The sequence below is a fragment of the Arthrobacter sp. cf158 genome, assembly GCF_900106835.1.
Classification (GTDB): domain Bacteria; phylum Actinomycetota; class Actinomycetes; order Actinomycetales; family Micrococcaceae; genus Arthrobacter.
In genome coordinates this window covers 60,746-77,297 of record NZ_FNNR01000010.1, presented here as the reverse complement: position 1 = coordinate 77,297, position 16,552 = coordinate 60,746, and the positions used below count along the sequence as shown (strand labels likewise).

17 protein-coding genes are annotated in these 16,552 nt (G+C 63.8%); 12 read left to right on the top strand and 5 right to left on the bottom strand.

The features are described from left to right. The first annotated feature begins 105 nt into the window (after window positions 1–105). From BLW08_RS18875 to BLW08_RS18850, 6 genes are read left to right on the top strand one after another with little or no spacing between them, the layout of a single operon-like run. Window positions 106–894, top strand: coding sequence for an SDR family oxidoreductase (locus tag BLW08_RS18875; protein WP_091327115.1), 789 nt, complete (start codon window positions 106–108; stop codon window positions 892–894). A 34-nt stretch (window positions 895–928) separates the two neighbouring features. Continuing rightward, on the top strand, window positions 929–2,170 hold the full coding sequence (locus BLW08_RS18870; protein WP_091327113.1) for a styrene monooxygenase/indole monooxygenase family protein: 1,242 nt from the start codon (window positions 929–931) through the stop codon (window positions 2,168–2,170). Between the two features lie 27 nt (window positions 2,171–2,197). Beyond that, window positions 2,198–3,925 carry a flavin reductase gene (locus BLW08_RS18865; RefSeq protein WP_091327111.1) on the top strand — a complete coding sequence of 576 codons (1,728 nt, stop codon included), beginning with the start codon at window positions 2,198–2,200 and terminating at the stop codon, window positions 3,923–3,925. Between the two features lie 20 nt (window positions 3,926–3,945). After that, window positions 3,946–5,577: a phytoene desaturase family protein gene (locus BLW08_RS18860; RefSeq protein ID WP_091327109.1), complete on the top strand. Its 1,632-nt coding sequence runs from the start codon at window positions 3,946–3,948 to the stop codon at window positions 5,575–5,577. Window positions 5,578–5,584: 7 nt separating this feature from the next. Continuing rightward, window positions 5,585–6,376 carry a cyclase family protein gene (locus tag BLW08_RS18855; protein ID WP_090823918.1) on the top strand — a complete coding sequence of 264 codons (792 nt, stop codon included), beginning with the start codon at window positions 5,585–5,587 and terminating at the stop codon, window positions 6,374–6,376. After that, window positions 6,373–8,058, top strand: a complete 1,686-nt coding sequence (locus BLW08_RS18850) for a thiamine pyrophosphate-binding protein (protein WP_091327106.1) — start codon at window positions 6,373–6,375, stop codon at window positions 8,056–8,058. The genes BLW08_RS18855 and BLW08_RS18850 overlap by 4 nt, the downstream gene beginning before the upstream one ends. Window positions 8,059–8,139: 81 nt before the next feature. Here the strand turns inward: BLW08_RS18850 and BLW08_RS18845 are convergent, their stop codons facing one another. Continuing rightward, window positions 8,140–8,571, bottom strand: a complete 432-nt coding sequence (locus BLW08_RS18845; protein WP_090823922.1) for a universal stress protein — start codon at window positions 8,569–8,571, stop codon at window positions 8,140–8,142. A gap of 185 nt (window positions 8,572–8,756) precedes the next feature. Between BLW08_RS18845 and BLW08_RS18840 the strand changes: the two genes are divergently transcribed. Continuing rightward, complete coding sequence (locus BLW08_RS18840) at window positions 8,757–8,966, top strand: dodecin (RefSeq protein ID WP_011773002.1); 210 nt, start codon at window positions 8,757–8,759, stop codon at window positions 8,964–8,966. A gap of 52 nt (window positions 8,967–9,018) precedes the next feature. Here BLW08_RS18840 and BLW08_RS18835 read toward each other — a convergent pair whose 3' ends face one another. Further along, window positions 9,019–9,900: a helix-turn-helix transcriptional regulator gene (locus tag BLW08_RS18835; protein WP_091327103.1), complete on the bottom strand. Its 882-nt coding sequence runs from the start codon at window positions 9,898–9,900 to the stop codon at window positions 9,019–9,021. 219 nt (window positions 9,901–10,119) lie between these two features. Here BLW08_RS18835 and BLW08_RS18830 point away from each other — a divergent pair, with 219 nt between their 5' ends. Genes BLW08_RS18830 through BLW08_RS18810 form a run of 5 tightly spaced genes read left to right on the top strand, consistent with a single transcriptional unit; the run spans window position 10,120 to window position 14,846 of the window. Then, window positions 10,120–10,941 (top strand): aldo/keto reductase, encoded by an 822-nt coding sequence (locus BLW08_RS18830; RefSeq protein ID WP_090823926.1) that lies wholly within the window; start codon window positions 10,120–10,122, stop codon window positions 10,939–10,941. Window positions 10,942–10,973: 32 nt separating this feature from the next. Continuing rightward, window positions 10,974–11,945: an aldo/keto reductase gene (locus BLW08_RS18825; protein ID WP_091327099.1), complete on the top strand. Its 972-nt coding sequence runs from the start codon at window positions 10,974–10,976 to the stop codon at window positions 11,943–11,945. Beyond that, window positions 11,942–12,982, top strand: a complete 1,041-nt coding sequence (locus BLW08_RS18820; RefSeq protein ID WP_091327097.1) for an NAD-dependent epimerase/dehydratase family protein — start codon at window positions 11,942–11,944, stop codon at window positions 12,980–12,982. Before BLW08_RS18825 ends, BLW08_RS18820 begins: the two co-directional genes overlap by 4 nt. Beyond that, a complete protein-coding gene (locus BLW08_RS18815) occupies window positions 12,979–13,809 on the top strand; it encodes an aldo/keto reductase (RefSeq protein ID WP_091327094.1) in 831 nt (276 codons plus the stop codon). The genes BLW08_RS18820 and BLW08_RS18815 overlap by 4 nt, the downstream gene beginning before the upstream one ends. A 2-nt stretch (window positions 13,810–13,811) precedes the next feature. Next, on the top strand, window positions 13,812–14,846 hold the full coding sequence (locus tag BLW08_RS18810; RefSeq protein WP_254779969.1) for a lactonase family protein: 1,035 nt from the start codon (window positions 13,812–13,814) through the stop codon (window positions 14,844–14,846). Window positions 14,847–14,918: 72 nt separating this feature from the next. Here the strand turns inward: BLW08_RS18810 and BLW08_RS18805 are convergent, their stop codons facing one another. From BLW08_RS18805 to BLW08_RS23950, 3 genes are all read right to left on the bottom strand, one after another. After that, window positions 14,919–15,149, bottom strand: a complete 231-nt coding sequence (locus BLW08_RS18805) for a hypothetical protein (RefSeq protein ID WP_090823933.1) — start codon at window positions 15,147–15,149, stop codon at window positions 14,919–14,921. Further along, the gene (locus tag BLW08_RS18800; RefSeq protein ID WP_090823937.1) at window positions 15,146–15,343 is read right to left on the bottom strand and encodes a hypothetical protein; all 198 of its coding nucleotides are present in this window, start codon (window positions 15,341–15,343) and stop codon (window positions 15,146–15,148) included. Before BLW08_RS18800 ends, BLW08_RS18805 begins: the two co-directional genes overlap by 4 nt. 165 nt (window positions 15,344–15,508) lie before the next feature. Next, a complete protein-coding gene (locus BLW08_RS23950) occupies window positions 15,509–16,552 on the bottom strand; it encodes a hypothetical protein (protein ID WP_090823938.1) in 1,044 nt (347 codons plus the stop codon).

Genomic DNA, 16,552 nt, shown 5'->3' with positions numbered 1-16,552 from the left:
AAGTGGATATTCCCTCCGGAAGTGGCTGCCTAGAGTCACTTGCAGGGTAAATATGACGCACGTCATATTTACGTAACATCGTTATCGCGAGAAAGGGTTTGGCACATGGCAGCACTCGAAGGCAGAACAGCGATCGTCACCGGTGGAGCCACCAAGGTGGGCCAGGGTGTGGTGACCGCACTGCGGAACGCCGGAGCCACGGTGGTGGTTGCGGATATCAACCCCGACGGCGGTTCACTCACCGCTGCGCTGGGCGAGGGAGTCCACTACTCCCACACGGACATCACTGATGATGACGCTGTGAACCTGCTGGTCAGCGGGGCGGCTGCACAGCACGGCAGCGTGGACATTCTGGTGAACCTCGCCTGCACCTACAAGGACGATGGCGCAGCCTCCGGGCGAGCCGACTGGCTCGAAGCCCTCAACGTCAACCTGGTGAGCGCGGTGGTAGCAAGCAACGCGGCCCGGCCGTACCTCAAGGCTTCCGGACATGGCACCATCATCAACTTCACCTCGATCTCCAGCTCGGTAGCCCAGACCGGCCGCTGGCTGTACCCGGCCAGCAAGGCAGCGTTGGTCCAGGTAACGCGCAGCATGGCCGTGGATTTCGCAGAGGACGGCATCCGGGTCAACTCGGTCAGCCCGGGCTGGGTATGGAGCAACATCATGGACTCCCTGAGCAACGGAAGCCTGGAGAAGACCGACTCCGTCGCGGCCCCCTTCCATGCACTCAAGAGGGTTGGCCGCCCCCACGAGGTGGGTGACGTCGTCGCCTTCCTGGCCAGCGACCAAGCCAGCTTCGTCACGGGGGCAGATTGGGCCGTGGACGGCGGTTACTCCGCGCTGGGGCCCGAACGCGCCGAAGAAACCATCCCACTGCTGGCCGCCAACTGACACCGCAAACAGACCAAGAGAGAAAGGCAACACCATGACGCAACGTCACATCACCATTGTCGGAGCCGGCCAGTCCGGGCTGCAGCTGGGCATCGGGCTGCTGGACGCCGGCTACCAGGTGACCACCATTTCCAACCGCACACCCGAGGAAATCGCTGGGGGCAAAGTAGCTTCCAGCCAGTGTATTTTCCACAATGCCCTGGAGCACGAGCGGGCACTGGGGCTCGATTTCTGGCCGGATGCACCCACCGTGGACGGCATCTCGTTCACCATCCCGCACCCCGAACTCCCCGGCGAGAAGGCGATCAGCTGGGCGTCACGCCTGGACAACCACGCCAAGTCCGTCGATCAGCGGGTGAAATTCCCGCGGTTCATGGAGGAGTTCACGGCACGCGGCGGAGAGCTGGTCTTCGAAGACGCGGGCGTAGCCGAGCTGGAGAAGTACACGCAGAACTCGGATCTGGTGATCGTGGCCGCCGGCAAAGGTGAGATCGCCCAACTGTTCACCCGCGATGCCGAACGCAGCACCTACGATGCTCCCCAGCGAGCACTGGCATTGACCTACGTGACAGGCCTGAAGCCCCGCGAAGAGTACTCAGCGGTCTCGTTCAATCTCATCCCCGGCGTGGGCGAGTACTTCGTTTTCCCCGCACTCACCACCACCGGCCCCTGCGAAATCATGGTCTTCGAAGGCGTGCCCGGCGGCCCCATGGACACCTGGAAGGGGCTCAGCCCGGAGGAGCATCTGGAGAACTCCACGAACATCCTGAAAACCTTCCTGCCGTGGGAGGCCGAGCGTGCCACGGACGTCGAACTCACCGATCCCAACGGCGTCCTTCAGGGCCGTTTCGCCCCCACCGTCCGCCACCCGATTGCCACCTTGCCGAGCGGCCGGCAGGTACTGGGCCTGGCCGACGTCGTGGTTTTGAACGATCCCATCACCGGGCAGGGCTCCAACAATGCGAGCAAGTGTGCGGCGTCGTATCTGGAGAGCATCATCCAGCACGGTGGTGGCGTCTTCGATGCGCCGTTTATGCAGACCACGTTCGAGCGCTATTGGGATTACGCACAGCACGTTGCACACTGGACAAATGCCCTCCTGGCCCCACCACCGCCGCACGTCCTGGAGCTCCTGGGCGCAGCAAACCAAGAGCCGCACATCGCGCACCGCTTCGCCAATGGCTTCAACCATCCCCCGGAATTCCAGGACTGGTTCATGTACCCGGACAAAGCCGCCGACTATCTGGCCAGCCTTTCTGCCGCCAAGGTTTCTTAGCACACCCCTGCCATCAAGGACTCAACCATGCGAAAAATAGCAATCGTCGGGGCCGGCGAATCCGGCGCCCAACTGGCCTTGGGGCTGCAGCGGGACGGCTATGCGGTGACGCTGTTGTCAGACCGTTCGGCAGCCCAAATCCGCACCGGCAAAGTCATGTCCAGCCAGTGCATGTTCTCCACAGCCCTGGACGCCGAGGCCCACTTGGGAACGGCACTCACGGAGTTCTACGATTCCGGATCAGTGCCGGACATCAACTCCATCCGGCTCCGTGTGGAAGCCGAGGAACCCATCGAGTGGCAAGCTCCCCTGGATGGTCCCGCCCGATCCATTGACCAGCGAATCAAGAGTGCCCTCTGGATTGAGACGTTCGTGGCAGGCGGCGGGGACTTCCGGATAGAGAAGGTCACCCCGCGCATGCTCGAAGAACTGGCCCGCGACTACGAGCTGGTCATCGTCAGCACGGGCAAGGGCGAGATCGGCCAAATTTTCCCGCGGGACAAGGCAAAGTCGCCCTTCGACCGGCCGCAACGGGTCCTGGCACTGAACTACGTCACGTCCTCCAGCAGCACCGAACCGGAGGGCGACGCCATCCGCATGTCCATGGCCCCCGGCGTCGGCGAGTTCTTCACGTTTCCGGGCCTCACTGTCTCCGGCCCGTGCCGCATGATGGTGTTCGAAGGCATGGTGGGCGGCCCCATGGACCGTTGGACCGACGTCGGAAGTCCCGAAGAGCAGCTTGAACGCTCCCTGGAGATTCTGCGCGACCACTTCCCGCACGAGACCGAAAACTTCGTGGGCGCCGAGCTCACCGACAGCGGCGCCACGCTCCTGGGGCGTATCACGCCTACGGTGAGGTCCGCGGTCGGCGAACTCGATAACGGGAAGCTGGTGTTCGGGCTGGGCGACGCCGTGGTCCTCAACGATCCCCTCACCGGCCAGGGTTCCAACAACGCCACGCTGGCCGCCAAGTACTATCTCGATTCGATTGTTCGCCGCGGGCAGCAGCCCTTTGACCGCGCGTGGATGGAACGGACGTTTGACGAGTTCTGGCGCGGCTGGGGGCAATGGGCGGTGGAGTGGACCAACGATCTCCTTAAGCCCCGCAGGGACCACCAGCAGACGCTGCTGCGCGAGGCTGCCGGGCATCCGGCGCTGGCGGCGAGCATTGTGGGCGGCTTTGACGATCCCCGGACGTCGTACCCGTGGTGGTTCGACCCCACCGCCGCCGCCGATTTCATGCAGGCCCGCAAGGAAGACGATACCGCCGTCTTCGACATCCGGGATTTCCGGGGTGCGCTGGGCCAGTTCGCCACAGGCGTCACGGTGGTGACCACCGTGGCCGCCGATGGCCGGAAAGTGGGCATGACCGCGAATTCCTTCACGTCCGTGTCCATGGAGCCCCCGCTGGTGCTCTGGTGCCCCAGCAAGCGCGCGCCCAGCCTGGGTGATTTCGAGGACGCTACGCACTTTGCCATCAATATCCTGGCCAGCGACCAACACGTCCTCTCCCGCCAGTTCGCCACGCCTGCCTCTGACAAATTCGCAGGCGCGGAGACCACCGAGGGCATCGCCGGTGTCCCGTTGTTGGACGGCGCTGTGGCTACGTTCCAGTGCCGTACGGTCTCGCGGCATGACGCCGGCGACCACGTCATCTACGTGGGTGAAGTGGAAAGCTACAACTACGACGGCGGCGCTCCCCTGGTGTTCCATGCCGGCAAGTACCACGCCACCGCCAGCCACCCGGATTTCTAGGCACCGTGAAAGGAACGGCTATGGACGATCCTGTTGACATCGCGATCATTGGCTCCGGCATCAATTCCCTGGTGGCGGCAGCCGAGCTCGCCCTGGACGGAAAACGGGTGTGCATCATCGAGCGCGCGGACCGGCTGGGCGGGTTCATCCACTCCGCGGAGCGGACCCTGCCAGGTTTTGTCCACGACACTTTCTCCTCCTGGCATCCACTGTTTGTGTCAGGTGGCGCGTATTCGGCACTGGGAAAGGAGCTGCACGCCAGGGGGCTGGAATACTGCAACACCACGGCTGAGGTGACGGCAAGCGTCGCCGCGGATCCCGCCACGGGCGCCCACCGCGTGGTGATCGCGCACCGGGCTCCGGCAGAGACAGCCGCTGCTTTCAAAGAGCCACGGGATCAGGCAGCTTACCTGGCCATGCTCGATGATCTGGGCCGCAATGCCGGCACCGTCTTCGGGGCGTTTGGGGCTGAGCTGCGATCGTTTGCCGAGGTAGCGAAGATTGCCTTCGGGGCCGTGCGGCGTGGGCGGCTGGCCGGAACGGAGGCCTTTGTCCGGGACTCCGTGATGAGCGGCCGGAACTACGTCCGGAGCCGCTTTGATGGCTGGGAAGCGGATCAGCTCTGGTCACCCTGGTTGCTTCATGCCGGGCTGGGTCCGGACCAGGCCACTGGCGGTGTGATGCTGCCAGTGATGGCCATGAGCATGCATGGCTTCGGGCTCCCAGTGGTGAAAGGCGGGGCTTCGCGGTTTGTAGCGGCTTTTGAGTCGCTGTTGCGTGACAACGGGGTCCGGATCCTGCTGGGCACCGAGGCTGAGGAGATCCTGGTTTCGGGCACAGCTGTGACCGGCGTCCGGACCTCCCAGGGTGTGGTCACTGCTGACATCGTGCTCGCCAACGTTTCGCCGCAGGCCCTCTACACACAGCTGCTCCGCCAGCCTCCTGCGGCGACCGCCCGGGCCGCAGGGAAATACCAAAACGGCCGCGGAGCCATGCAAATCCACGTGGCCTTGGACAAGCCCGTGGAGTGGCTTGATCCCAGGCTCAATCGCGTTCCGCTGGTGCACATCAGCAACGGCTCGGACAGCACGGGGGTCGCGTGCGCCCAGGCTGAGGCCGGGTTGCTGCCAAAGGAACCCACGGTGGTGGTGGGCCAGCAATGCGTCCTGGATCCGTCCCGGGCACCGGAGGGCAAGGCCACATTGTGGCTGCAACTCCAGGAAGTCCCCTTCATTCCGGTGGGTGACGCTGCCGGAGAACTCGACGTCAGCGGCGGCTGGACCGAAGAACTGAAACAGGCCTACCTGGACCGGATCCTCACCCGGCTGGAGCAGTTCGCACCCGGCACCAAAGCTACGGTTCTGGCGTCGGATGTCATCGCCCCGACTGACTTGGCTGCTGCCAATCCCAACGCTGTGAACGGCGATCCTTACGGTGGCTCCGCTGAGTTATTCCAAAACCTCCTCTGGCGCCCCTTCCCGGAAGCGGCAGGTCACCGGACCGCCGTCGAGGGTCTCTGGCACATCGGCGCGTCAACCCACCCCGGCCCCGGGCTTTCCGGGGGCTCCGGACACCTGGTGGCGCAGAAACTGACCGCCAAGCCTTCACGATTTTCCCGCATCCAAGCAGCACTGAAATTAAGCAAGCGATAGGAGAACAATGTCTGTTCTGGCCGGGCTCACCGCAGCCCTTTCGAATGGTTCGGTGGAGATCCTCGACCTCACCACACCGCTCAGTTCCGAAACCCCCATCCTGAACCTGCCCCAGCCGTTCGCGAACACCGTGGGACTCTCCGTGTCGCCGGTGAGCAATTTCGACGACGCCGGCCCCGCCTGGGCGTGGAACGACGTCACCGTGGGTGAGCACGCCGGGACGCACCTGGACGCACCGGTCCACTGGATCACAGGCAAGGACGGCAAGTCAGTGGACCAGATAGAACCACACCGCTTGGTGGGTCCCGTAGCGGTGATCGACAAGACCGCCGACGTCTCCGCGGACCCGGATTTCCTCCTGGAACCAGAGCATTTTGAGCAGTGGCAGGAGGATCACGGCGCGTTCCCGGAAAACTGCTGGATCATCTTCCGGACCGGGTGGGCGGCCCGTGGCGCTGACGCTGCCGCTTTCGTCAACGCGGACGACGCCGGACCCCACACTCCCGGGGTCTCTGCGGCAGGTGCCAAGTGGCTCGCCGGAAATGCCTCGATCAGCGGTTTCGGCGTGGAAACCGTGGGCATTGATGCGGGACAGGCGGGCGCCTTGGATCCCATGTTCCCCGTCCATTCGTTCCTGCTGGGCGCGGACAAGTACGGCGTCACGTCACTCCGGAATGTGGACCGGCTCCCCGTCACGGGTGCCACCCTGGTGGTGGCTCCGCTGCCGATTGTTGGTGGCACCGGAAGCCCCAGCCGCGTGTATGCACTGGTGGAAAAAGTCGCGGTGGAGACGGCATGAGTGAGCAGCCAAGGGTTTCCACTCTGGTCAGCAGGACGCTGGCGAAGCTCGGCGTCGGGCATGTCTTTGGAGTGGTAGGCAGCGGCAACTTCGACGTGACCAGCGCCCTCATGGCTGAAGGCATCCCGTTCACCGCCGCGCGGCACGAGGGCGGCGCGGCCACCATGGCAGATGCCTATTCCCGGATGTCCGGCAAGGTTGGCGTGGTCACCACGCACCAAGGCTGTGGGCTGAGCAACGCCATCACGGGGATCGGTGAGGCAGCGAAAAGCCGGACGCCCATGATCGTGCTGACTGCCGATACCCAGGCCGCGGCCATCCGTTCCAACTTCAAGATCGATCAGGACTCCTTGGCCCGCAGCGTGGGTGCGGTAGCGGAACGCATCCACTCCCCCGCAACAGCCGTTGCCGATACCGTCAGGGCCTTCCGGACTGCGGTGAATGAGCGCCGAACCGTGGTCCTCAGCTTGCCGTTGGATGTCCAAAATGCCACAACCCCCACCGCCGGGGACGAGGTGGGCGCCGTCGTCGTGCCTCAACAGCTGAAGGTGCGCCCCGACGCAGCCGCCATGGAGCAACTGGCCGCCCTGATCGCGCAGGCTGAGCGGCCGGTGTTCGTCGCCGGGCGTGGTGGGCGTGGTGCGGGCGAGCAAATTCTGGCGCTGGCGCAGCACGCCGGGGCGCTGGTGGCAACGTCCGCGGTGGCGAGCGGCCTGTTCAACGGCGACCCGCACAATCTGGGTATCTCCGGCGGCTTCTCATCCCCTGTCACAGCGGAGTTGATCAGCGGCGCGGACCTGATCGTGGGCTGGGGTTGCGCGCTGAACATGTGGACCATGCGGCACGGGCGACTCATATCCGCCGGCGCCAAGGTTGTGCAGATCGACGTCGAGGATTCCGCCCTGGGCGCCAACCGGCCTATCACTCTGGGCGTCTTGGGTGATTCGGCGCTGGCCGCCGTGGATGCTTTGGAGACGCTGCGCGGCCTGCAACCCGAACCGGCCGAAAAGTACCGCACCGAAGCCAACGCCCTGGCCATCAAACAGGGCTCGCGGTGGCGGGATGTGGAGACGGAAGACCTGTCCACGGCCACCTCAATTGACCCGCGCGTCCTCACCCGCGAACTCGATTCCATGCTCCCGGCGGAGAGGATCGTGGCGGTCGATTCCGGCAACTTCATGGGCTATCCCAGCCAATACCTTGCGGTGCCGGACGAGTTCGGGTTCTGCTTCACGCAGGCCTTTCAGGCGATCGGACTGGGCCTGTACACAGCCATCGGCGCCGCACTGGCCCAACCGCACCGGCTGCCGATCCTCGGGGCGGGCGACGGCGGATTCCTCATGGGAATCAGTGAGCTGGAAACCGCAGCAAGGCTGCAGCTGCCGCTGGTGTGCATCGTGTGCAACGATGCCGCCTACGGAGCCGAAGTCCACCACTTCGCTGCGGAACATTCGGAGGAGGACCTCTCCAGCGTGGTGTTCCCGGACACGGACATAGCCGCGATTGCCCGCGGATTCGGGGCCGAAGGCGTGACCGTCCGGACGCTTGCGGACCTGGAGGCCATCCGCCCGTGGATAGCCGGCTATGAAGCCGGCACCCAAGACCGCCCGCTCGTCATCGACGCCAAAATCGCCTCCGACGGCGGCTCGTGGTGGCTGGCTGAGGCGTTCCAGGGCCACTAGCGCAGGGAACGCCCACCGGGGAAACAGAAGATGCCGTTGCGGACGCCCGCAACGGCATCTTCTGTTACCCGCGTGGGTGGTTTATGCGTCCACGTCCGTGTTCACGATGTAGACGTCGCACGGAGCACCGTGTGCCACACTGTTGGCGATGCTGCCCAGGACGCGGCCCAGGCCCTTCATGCGCTTGTTGCCCACCACGATCAGCGAGGCGTTGTTGGTCTCGGCGTAGTTGATCAAGGCGTTGGCAGGAGTGCCGCGGGCAGCGAAGTACTTGATGTTGCCGGCGGGAACGTCAAGCTCCTCGGAAACCTTGCGGGCTACGTATTCCGCGGAATCCGCAGAGGAGACGGTGATGCGGTCGCTGCCGCTGCCGAATTCTTCGATGCGGTCGTCGGAGAAGCCGCTGATCACGTGCAGTTCGGCACCGAGGGCGGTGGCGAGCTTCGCTGCTGCCACTGCTGCCCGCTTGGCCGTTTCGCTGTTGTCAACGCCGACCACAATTACTTCTGACATGAGTACTCCTGGTTGTGGGGATTCACTGGGTGGTGCTGCAAGAAATCTACACTCACCGGCAAGGACTGGGGAGAAAGCCGGGCCAAGGGGACTCTGGCCGCACGGACATCCGTGGGCTAATCTGCATGGACGGCCTGCCACGCGGGCCGGTTTCCAGAGATTCAGGGACGATGATGAGGAGCACCATGGCTGGCCACACATATAGCGTTTCCGAAATTGTAGGCACTTCCACCGAGGGCGTTGACGACGCCATCAAGAACGGCATCGCGACAGCCTCCCAAACCCTGCGGAACCTCGACTGGTTCGAGGTCAAGGAAATCCGCGGCCACCTCGAGGACGGCGCAGTGGCCGACTGGCAGGTCACCATCAAGCTTGGTTTCCGCCTGGAGCGTTAGTCCCCCTACGCGGGTTGCCAGTTAGTGCCAATGTTTCTGGAAAACATTGGCACTAACTGTCGTCCCGGCGGGCGGGTACCGGTACGTGGGTTTGGGTGCCTACGTCACCAAAGTTGAGCAGCGTCAAAGCGTCCGACGACGGCGAGCCGGCCTTCGCGGAATACACCCTCAGCACTTGGTCGGGGTCGTCCGGGAGACCCAGGTTTTCAAAGTTCAGTTCTAGGTCTCCCACCACCGGGTGGTGCAACCGCACGGTACCAGCTGAGCGGGTGGCCACCCTGTGCCCGGCCCACCATTGACGGAAGTGTTCGCTGTGGACGGCGAGTTCGCCTACAAGTTGGTTGGTCTGGGGATCGTTCGGGTGCCGGCCCACGTCCATGCGCAGCGATCCAACGGCCTCGGCAGCAACCGTCTTCCAGTCCCTGAACAACGCTCCTGCCGAGGGATCCAGAATGATCCAACGCGTTAGGTTTCGCTCCGGCGCTGGGAGGGCCGCGAAGTCGGTGAAGAGCAGGTGGGCCATCCGGTTACCCGCCAGGACATCTGCCCGCCGGCCCAGCACCATGCCGGGAACATCCCCCACGGCGTCCAGCAGTTGCCGTAAAGCCGGCCGCACTTTTTGCACGGGACCGGGATTGCCCGCAGCGGAGCTGGCGCAGTGCTCCAGCAGGTCCATCATGTGCGCCTGCTCCCCGGCGTCAAGGCGCAAGGCCCGTGCCACCGATTCCAGAACGGCCTTGGAGGGGTGGATATTGCGGCCCTGTTCCAACCGCGTGTAGTAGTCCGTGCTCACGCCGGAAAGACGGGCAACCTCTTCGCGCCGGAGCCCGGGCACGCGTCGGGAGCCGCTGGACTCCTGCGCCCCGGCATCTTCAGGTGAGAGGCGGGCACGCATGACTTTGAGGAATTTACCGAACTCGGCGCTTTGACCCATCCGTCCATTCTGCCGTCCGCGGTGTGTGAAAGACCACCATTCTGGGTAGGACTACCAGACCTAGGAAAAACAGGATCAGGCTGGATTGCTGACTCTGCCGCCAAAACTGCATAGGCTCAGTACAGAGCCTCCGAAAACGCTTTCTGGACCCCGCCTTCACCAAGGAATCCAGGAACGTGGAGCGCCCCGGACTAAGCCATCCCGTCGAAGGAGACCGTCATGCCAGAGCTGACATTGAATAACGGCGTCACCATCCCCCAGCTGGGATTTGGTGTCTTCCAGGTTCCTGCGGACCAAACCCAGAAGGTTGTGGAAGACGCGCTGGAAGCGGGGTACCGCCACATCGACACAGCAGCCGCGTACCGTAACGAGGCAGGCGTCGGTGCTGCCATTGCCGCTTCGGGCATCCCCCGGGAAGACCTCTTCATCACCACCAAGCTCCGCAACGGCGAACAGGGGGAAGCCCACGATGCCTTCCAGCGGAGCCGGGATGCCCTGGGCCTTGAGGTCATCGATCTCTATCTGATCCACTGGCCGGTCCCGTCGCAAGGCCTCTTCACACAGGCGTGGAAGGAGATGGAAAAGCTGTACCAGGACCGGCAGATCCGGGCCATCGGCATCTCCAACTTCCTGTCGGACCACGTGGACACGTTGCTCAAGGAAGCGGAGGTGGTGCCTGCTGTGAACCAGATCGAAGTCCACCCGACGTTCCAGCAGGACGAACTTGCCACCAAGTGCCGCGATCTGGGTATTGCCGTTGAGGCATACAGCCCGCTGGGGCAGGGTAAGGACCTGAACGCCGAGCAAGTGGCCCTCGTTGCAGCGGCCCACGGCACTACTCCTGCACAGGTGATCCTGGCCTGGCACCTCGCGCAGGGAACCATCGTGATCCCCAAGTCCGCAGACTCCCACCGCATGCGCGAGAATTTTGGCGCAGCCGACCTCAGCCTCAGCGAATCCGAACTGGCAGCAATCACGGCGCTCGAGGCGGGCGCCCGCATCGGTTCCGATCCCGCCGTCGCAGCTTTCACCCAGTTCTAAGAACCCACGAACAAACAAAGGAATCAACAGTTATGCAGTACACGCATCTGGGCCGTTCCGGCCTGAAGGTTTCACGTCTCTGCCTGGGCACCATGAACTTCGGCCCGCAAACGGACGAGGCAACCGCCCACTCGATCATGGATTCTGCCCTAGAATCCGGCATCAATTTCTTTGACACCGCCAACGTGTACGGCGGCACGGAGCACCGCGGCTGGACCGAGGAAATCATCGGCCGCTGGTTCGCGAAGGGCGGCGAGCGCCGCGAGCGCACCGTCCTGGCCACCAAGCTGTACGGCACCATGACGGACCGCCCTAACGAGTCCAAGTTGTCCGCCCTGAATATCCGCCGCGCGCTGGATGCGAGCCTGAAGCGTCTGCAGACGGACTACATCGACATCTACCAGTTCCATCACATCGACCGCGATACGCCGTGGGATGAGATTTGGCAGGCCATCGAGGTAGGCATCCAGCAGGGGAAGATCCTCTACTCGGGCAGCAGCAACTTTGCGGGCTGGCACATCGCCCAGGCGCAGGAAGCTGCCCGCAAGCGGAATTACACCGGGCTGGTCAGCGAGCAGTCCATTTACAACCTCTTCAAGCGTGAGGTGGAGCTTGAGGTGATCCCGGCAGCGCAGCAGTATGGCCTTGGTTTGATCCCCTGGTCCCCACTGCAGGGTGGCTTGTTGGGTGGGGTGCTGAAGAAGGCAGATCAGGGCGTCCGCCGCACCGAGGGCCGGGCACTCGAAACCCTCAAGAAGCACGAGGACCAGATCCGTCAGTACGAGGATTTCGCGGACGAACTCGGCCATGCGCCTGGCGATGTCGCGCTGGCTTGGCTGCTTCACCAGCCGGCCGTGACGGCACCAATCGTTGGCCCACGCACCCAGGAGCAACTGGACGCGGCCATCCGGGCACTGGACGTTTCCCTGAACGATGACGCCCTCAAGCGTCTGGACGACATCTTCCCGGGACACCGCCCCGCTCCCGAAGACTACGCCTGGTGAGCACCCTCCTCCCCGGCAGCCTTGGAAAAGCGGCGGACACCGTCTCACCACGGAACATCCTCTTCATCGGCGGCACGGGGGTCATCAGTGCGGCGGCGGCTGAACGCGCCGTCGCGTTGGGCCACCGGCTGACCATCCTCAACAGGGGGCGGTCAGCCGGGCGGCCGGTCCCGGACGGCGCAGAGGTCCTGCATGCGGACGTCCGCGATGCCCAGGCTGTGCGTGAGGTACTTCAGGGCAGGGAGTACGACGCCGTTGCGGACTTCATCTCCTACACCCCGGACCAGGCGCGGACCGGCGTGGAGTTGTTCCGTGGGCGGACGGGCCAGTACGTCTTCATCAGTTCTGCGTCGGCATACCAGAAGCCTCCGACGACACTTCCCATCCGGGAATCCACCCCGCTGAAGAACCCATTCTGGCAGTACTCGCGGGACAAGATTGCCTGCGAGGAATTGCTATACGAGGCCTACCGCGAGCAGGACTTTCCAGTGACCGTAGTGCGGCCGTCCCACACCTATGACCGGACCAAGATCGCCATGGTGGGTGGGTGGACTGACATCCACCGGATGCGGGCAGGGATGCCGGTCATGGTGCACGGGGATGGCACTTCACTGTGGACCCTGACCCATAGCCGCGATTTCGCCAAGGCCTTTGTTGGGCTTCTGGGCCGTCCGCAGGCCGTTGGCGAGAGCTACACCATCACCTCAGACGAATACCTGCCGTGGAACCAGATCTATCGCCTGTTTGCGCGGGCGGCGGGTGTTGGGGAACCAGACCTGTTTCACGTTTCTTCGGAGACCATTGCGGCACATAGTCCAGAGCTGGGTCCCAACCTGCTGGGCGACCGCTCGCACTCCGTGGTGTTCGACAACACCAAGATCAAGGCCCTGGTCCCTGACTACCGGGCCACGATTCCTTTCGCCGACGGTGCGCGTGAGATCGTCGCGTGGCATGATCAGCATCCTGAGCTGCAAGTGGTGAAAGAGGACTATATGGAGCTCAGTGACCGGCTTTACGAGAGGAACGCACGCCCATGACACTTGCCCCACTCATTGAACTCAACGACGGGCACAAGATCCCGCAACTCGGCCTCGGCACCTGGCCCCTGAATGATGCCCAGGTTGCTGATGCCGTGGTGGAGGCGGTGGCTCACGGCTACCGGCACATCGATACCGCGGTGAAGTACGGCAATGAGAAGGGTGTGGGCAAGGGCCTCCGCGACAGTGGGGTGGTTCGTGGGGAACTCTTCATCACCACCAAACTGGACGGCGGATTCCAGGGTTCCGGAAAGGCTGTTGCCGGGCTGGACGGTTCTTTGGAACGCCTGGGATTGGACTACGTTGACCTGCTCCTGATCCACTGGCCCCTCCCCCGGCGCGGTGAGTTTATCTCCACGTGGAAGACCTTCGAGGAGCTTCAGGCCTCGGGCAAGGTACGCTCCATCGGCGTCTCCAACTTCAAGCCAGCGCACTTGGACCGGTTGTTCTCCGAAACCGACGTTGTGCCGGCGGTCAACCAGATCCAGGTGAGTCCTTCCATCCCCCGTTCAGTGGCCCGCGCCTTCAACGATCAGCACGGCATCATCACGGAGTCCTACAGCCCGTTGGGTGCCAGCAGCGATCTGCTCAACGCTCCCGTTTTGGCCAGTATCGGCGAAAAGTACGGAAAGACACCGGGCCAGGTGGTGCTCCGCTGGCACGTCCAGCAAGGGCTGGTGGCGATTCCCAAGACCGCCAACCCACAGCGGATGAAGGAAAACCTGGACGTCTACGACTTCCAGCTTGACCAGGACGATCTCGCCACCCTGCAAACGCTCGACGGCGGGCCTGACGCCGGCGTGGACTCCGACGTTCAGGGGCATTAGGCGTGGGTGCTTTGATCTGGACCGGCTGTTACACGGCGGACAGGAACGGCGACGGCAAGGGCATCACCGTCCTGGCAGCAGACAATGACGGCCAACTCACTTCCGTGGGCTTGGCCGTGGAAGCCAATTCACCGTCGTTCATCGCCTGGCACCCGAAGCTTCCGGTGCTTTACGCCGTTGCGGAGGAAGGCAAGACCGTGCGCGCGTACCGCCGGTCAGGCGAAGCGGAACTCGAGTCCTTCGGCGAGCCTTGGCCAGCCGGCGACGCCACCTGCCACGTCGCGGTGGATCCACACGGCCGCTTCATAGTGGCCACCAGCTGGGGCGACGGGCAGGTTGTCCTTTACGAACTAGACCACGACGGCGCCATCAGCTCGCGCACCAGCGCGGAAGTCGCCGTCGACCCCCATTCTCCGGCCCCTACGGACGCAGCGCGGCCCAGCCGGGCGCACTCCAGCCTCATGCTTCCCGACGGCCGTGTGATGACCACCGATCTGGGACATGACCTGGTCCGTGTGTGGAAGTATGCGCCGGGCGAGGGGCTGCTGCCGGACCATCACGTGATCCTGCCCAAAGGTTCCGGCCCACGGCACATGGCCCGGCATCACAGCGGGACCGTCTTGGTGGATACGGAATACTCCATTGAAGTAGCGGGCATACGAACACAACCGGACGGCACCTACGAGCTCACCGCTGTGGTTCCGGCCAGCGTCAACAAACCGTTCGACGGTGACTCCGCAGCGGAAATCGCGCTATCCCCTGATGGCCGTTTCGCCTATGTGGGTGTGCGGGGATCCAACAGGATCTGCGTGCTGAAGGTGTCTGCCGATGGCACCGAAATCGAGCCCTTCGCGGACGTGCCGAGCGGCGGCGACTGGCCCCGCCACCATCTGGTGACGGATAGCTGGCTGTACGTGGCGCACGAGCGGTCCAACACCGTGGTGAGTTTCAGGGTAGACCCGGAAACCGGGCTGCCGGACGGCCCCACGGGCCGGGTGGAGACAGGCTCGCCCAGCGCTCTGGTTCCGGCGCCTTAACTGACACCGAGATGGCACTTCATGACAATCATCCGCTCAGAAATTGTCATGATGTGCCATCTCGGCGGGTCTTTAGACGGACCAGACCTCAACGTCGTCCGTCCCGCAGATCAGCTTGCGGCCCGTCGGCTCGAGGACTACCCAAAGCAGTTCCTGGTGCTTGGAAACGTCGTCGACGCGACCCGTCCCGGCACCCCACGCGACGTCGTAGATCCACACAGGATCACCGCTGCTGAGCTCGGACCATTCCGCGGCCGGGACGTGGCGGTAATCCGCCGGCCGGTTCAGGATGGTGCTGGTCATGCTGAAACTTCGGCGGCAGTCCGCCGCCGCCATACCGTTGCCACGCCGTTGTGGGCGGGCAGCAGGTGGCCTTCAGGGAAGACCTGAACGGCATCGGGATCGGAGTCCGGGCTCCACAGTCCCGACGCCGGGCAGTGGGACCCGGTGGGCATGACACGGGTGGCTCGTTCGCGCAGGAGGGCGATGCTCTTCATCGTTGAAACTCATCCTTGGGGATAGATCGGGGCACTGCGTGGTGTGAAGCAGATCTCTTCAACCCTATGTAAGTCACAACCGCTTTGTTATGGACGGATGCATAACATTTTTATCCAGCATCATGCATCAGCACAGTGAATTGTGAACCCCACCCCAAGTAGGGCCTATTTGTAGCTCAGGCTCAGGAACATCGCCTTCAGTTGCGCGTACTGGGTGCTGCCCATCCAGGCTTTGGCCGCTCCGGGAGTGGCGAAAGTTGGTTGCTTGGCGGGATCGAAAACCGCGTAAGCACTCATGATGCCGTTAGGAACGCGGACTTGGTTGGTACCGGAAGAGCTGATTCCAGCGTTGAGCTCCGAGGAGAGTCGCACGTCCATGATGTACGTTGGGGGACCATCCGCAGGGCCGGTACGAGGTGACGGCATGCCCTCATAGGCAGGCCCTTCATAGGGGATGTACTGCGCCTGATTCGAGGAGAACCCGAACTCCACGCTCCCACCCGAGTTATCCCGAACTCCCGGCACAAGAGCCCGGTCCAGAATGGTTCGATCCACCAAGCCGCCCGTCCCATCCGCGTAGTTCCCATTGAAGATGCGGGCTACCTCTGCCCCAGCGCCATCGAAGACAGTCACGATCCGCGAGGCTTCCGCGGTCCCGGGCGGATCGAAGGGCCCCTGTTCCGCCCGGACACTCCACCCCACCGGGTATGTGAAGGACAAATGCCCGTCCGGGAACGTGAACGTCTGCGACGTCGGCACCGGCGGGACTACCGGCGCGGTGGTGGCCGCTGCGGGGACGGTGGCAGCCGGCGCCTGGGTTGGCGCGGTTGTTGGAGTCGCCTCCGGGGTGGACGAGGGCGTGGGGGTGACCGACGGCGTGGCGGTAGGCGATACGGAGGCACTCGGGGTGGGCGTCGCTTCAGAAGAGTTGACGCTCACCGCCGGGGCGGGAGCAGTTGTGAGCGGGCCGAAGTTGGCCGCCACCAGGACCCCTGCCGTCACGGCCGCAGCACCGAGCAGCAGCCCACCCGCAATCCTCGCTTTACGGCGCCTGCGGTCCTCAAGGGACACTACGGTGGCCGTCGGATTGTTGTCGCTGAAGACGCGCGGCCCAGTGAGCATGCGCGCCAAAGCCTCTTCCGAATTGACCTCCGTTGGCTGGTTCGCAAGCGGGTCGATCGCGGAAATCTGGCTCTTGATCGAATCCAT

Excerpts from the sequence above, each read along its gene's own strand:
- BLW08_RS18835 (WP_091327103.1), bottom strand. The coding sequence starts at position 9,900 with ATGGGTCAAAGCGCCGAGTTCGGTAAATTCCTCAAAGTCATGCGTGCC.
- BLW08_RS18840 (WP_011773002.1), top strand. The coding sequence starts at position 8,757 with ATGGCTGGCCACACATATAGCGTTTCCGAAATTGTAGGCACTTCCACC.
- BLW08_RS18800 (WP_090823937.1), bottom strand. The coding sequence starts at position 15,343 with ATGAAGAGCATCGCCCTCCTGCGCGAACGAGCCACCCGTGTCATGCCC.
- BLW08_RS18815 (WP_091327094.1), top strand. The coding sequence starts at position 12,979 with ATGACACTTGCCCCACTCATTGAACTCAACGACGGGCACAAGATCCCG.
- BLW08_RS18805 (WP_090823933.1), bottom strand. The coding sequence starts at position 15,149 with ATGACCAGCACCATCCTGAACCGGCCGGCGGATTACCGCCACGTCCCG.
- BLW08_RS18865 (WP_091327111.1), top strand. The coding sequence starts at position 2,198 with ATGCGAAAAATAGCAATCGTCGGGGCCGGCGAATCCGGCGCCCAACTG.
- BLW08_RS18875 (WP_091327115.1), top strand. The coding sequence starts at position 106 with ATGGCAGCACTCGAAGGCAGAACAGCGATCGTCACCGGTGGAGCCACC.
- BLW08_RS18850 (WP_091327106.1), top strand. The coding sequence starts at position 6,373 with ATGAGTGAGCAGCCAAGGGTTTCCACTCTGGTCAGCAGGACGCTGGCG.
- BLW08_RS23950 (WP_090823938.1), bottom strand. The coding sequence starts at position 16,552 with ATGGATTCGATCAAGAGCCAGATTTCCGCGATCGACCCGCTTGCGAAC.
- BLW08_RS18870 (WP_091327113.1), top strand. The coding sequence starts at position 929 with ATGACGCAACGTCACATCACCATTGTCGGAGCCGGCCAGTCCGGGCTG.
- BLW08_RS18855 (WP_090823918.1), top strand. The coding sequence starts at position 5,585 with ATGTCTGTTCTGGCCGGGCTCACCGCAGCCCTTTCGAATGGTTCGGTG.
- BLW08_RS18845 (WP_090823922.1), bottom strand. The coding sequence starts at position 8,571 with ATGTCAGAAGTAATTGTGGTCGGCGTTGACAACAGCGAAACGGCCAAG.
- BLW08_RS18830 (WP_090823926.1), top strand. The coding sequence starts at position 10,120 with ATGCCAGAGCTGACATTGAATAACGGCGTCACCATCCCCCAGCTGGGA.
- BLW08_RS18825 (WP_091327099.1), top strand. The coding sequence starts at position 10,974 with ATGCAGTACACGCATCTGGGCCGTTCCGGCCTGAAGGTTTCACGTCTC.
- BLW08_RS18860 (WP_091327109.1), top strand. The coding sequence starts at position 3,946 with ATGGACGATCCTGTTGACATCGCGATCATTGGCTCCGGCATCAATTCC.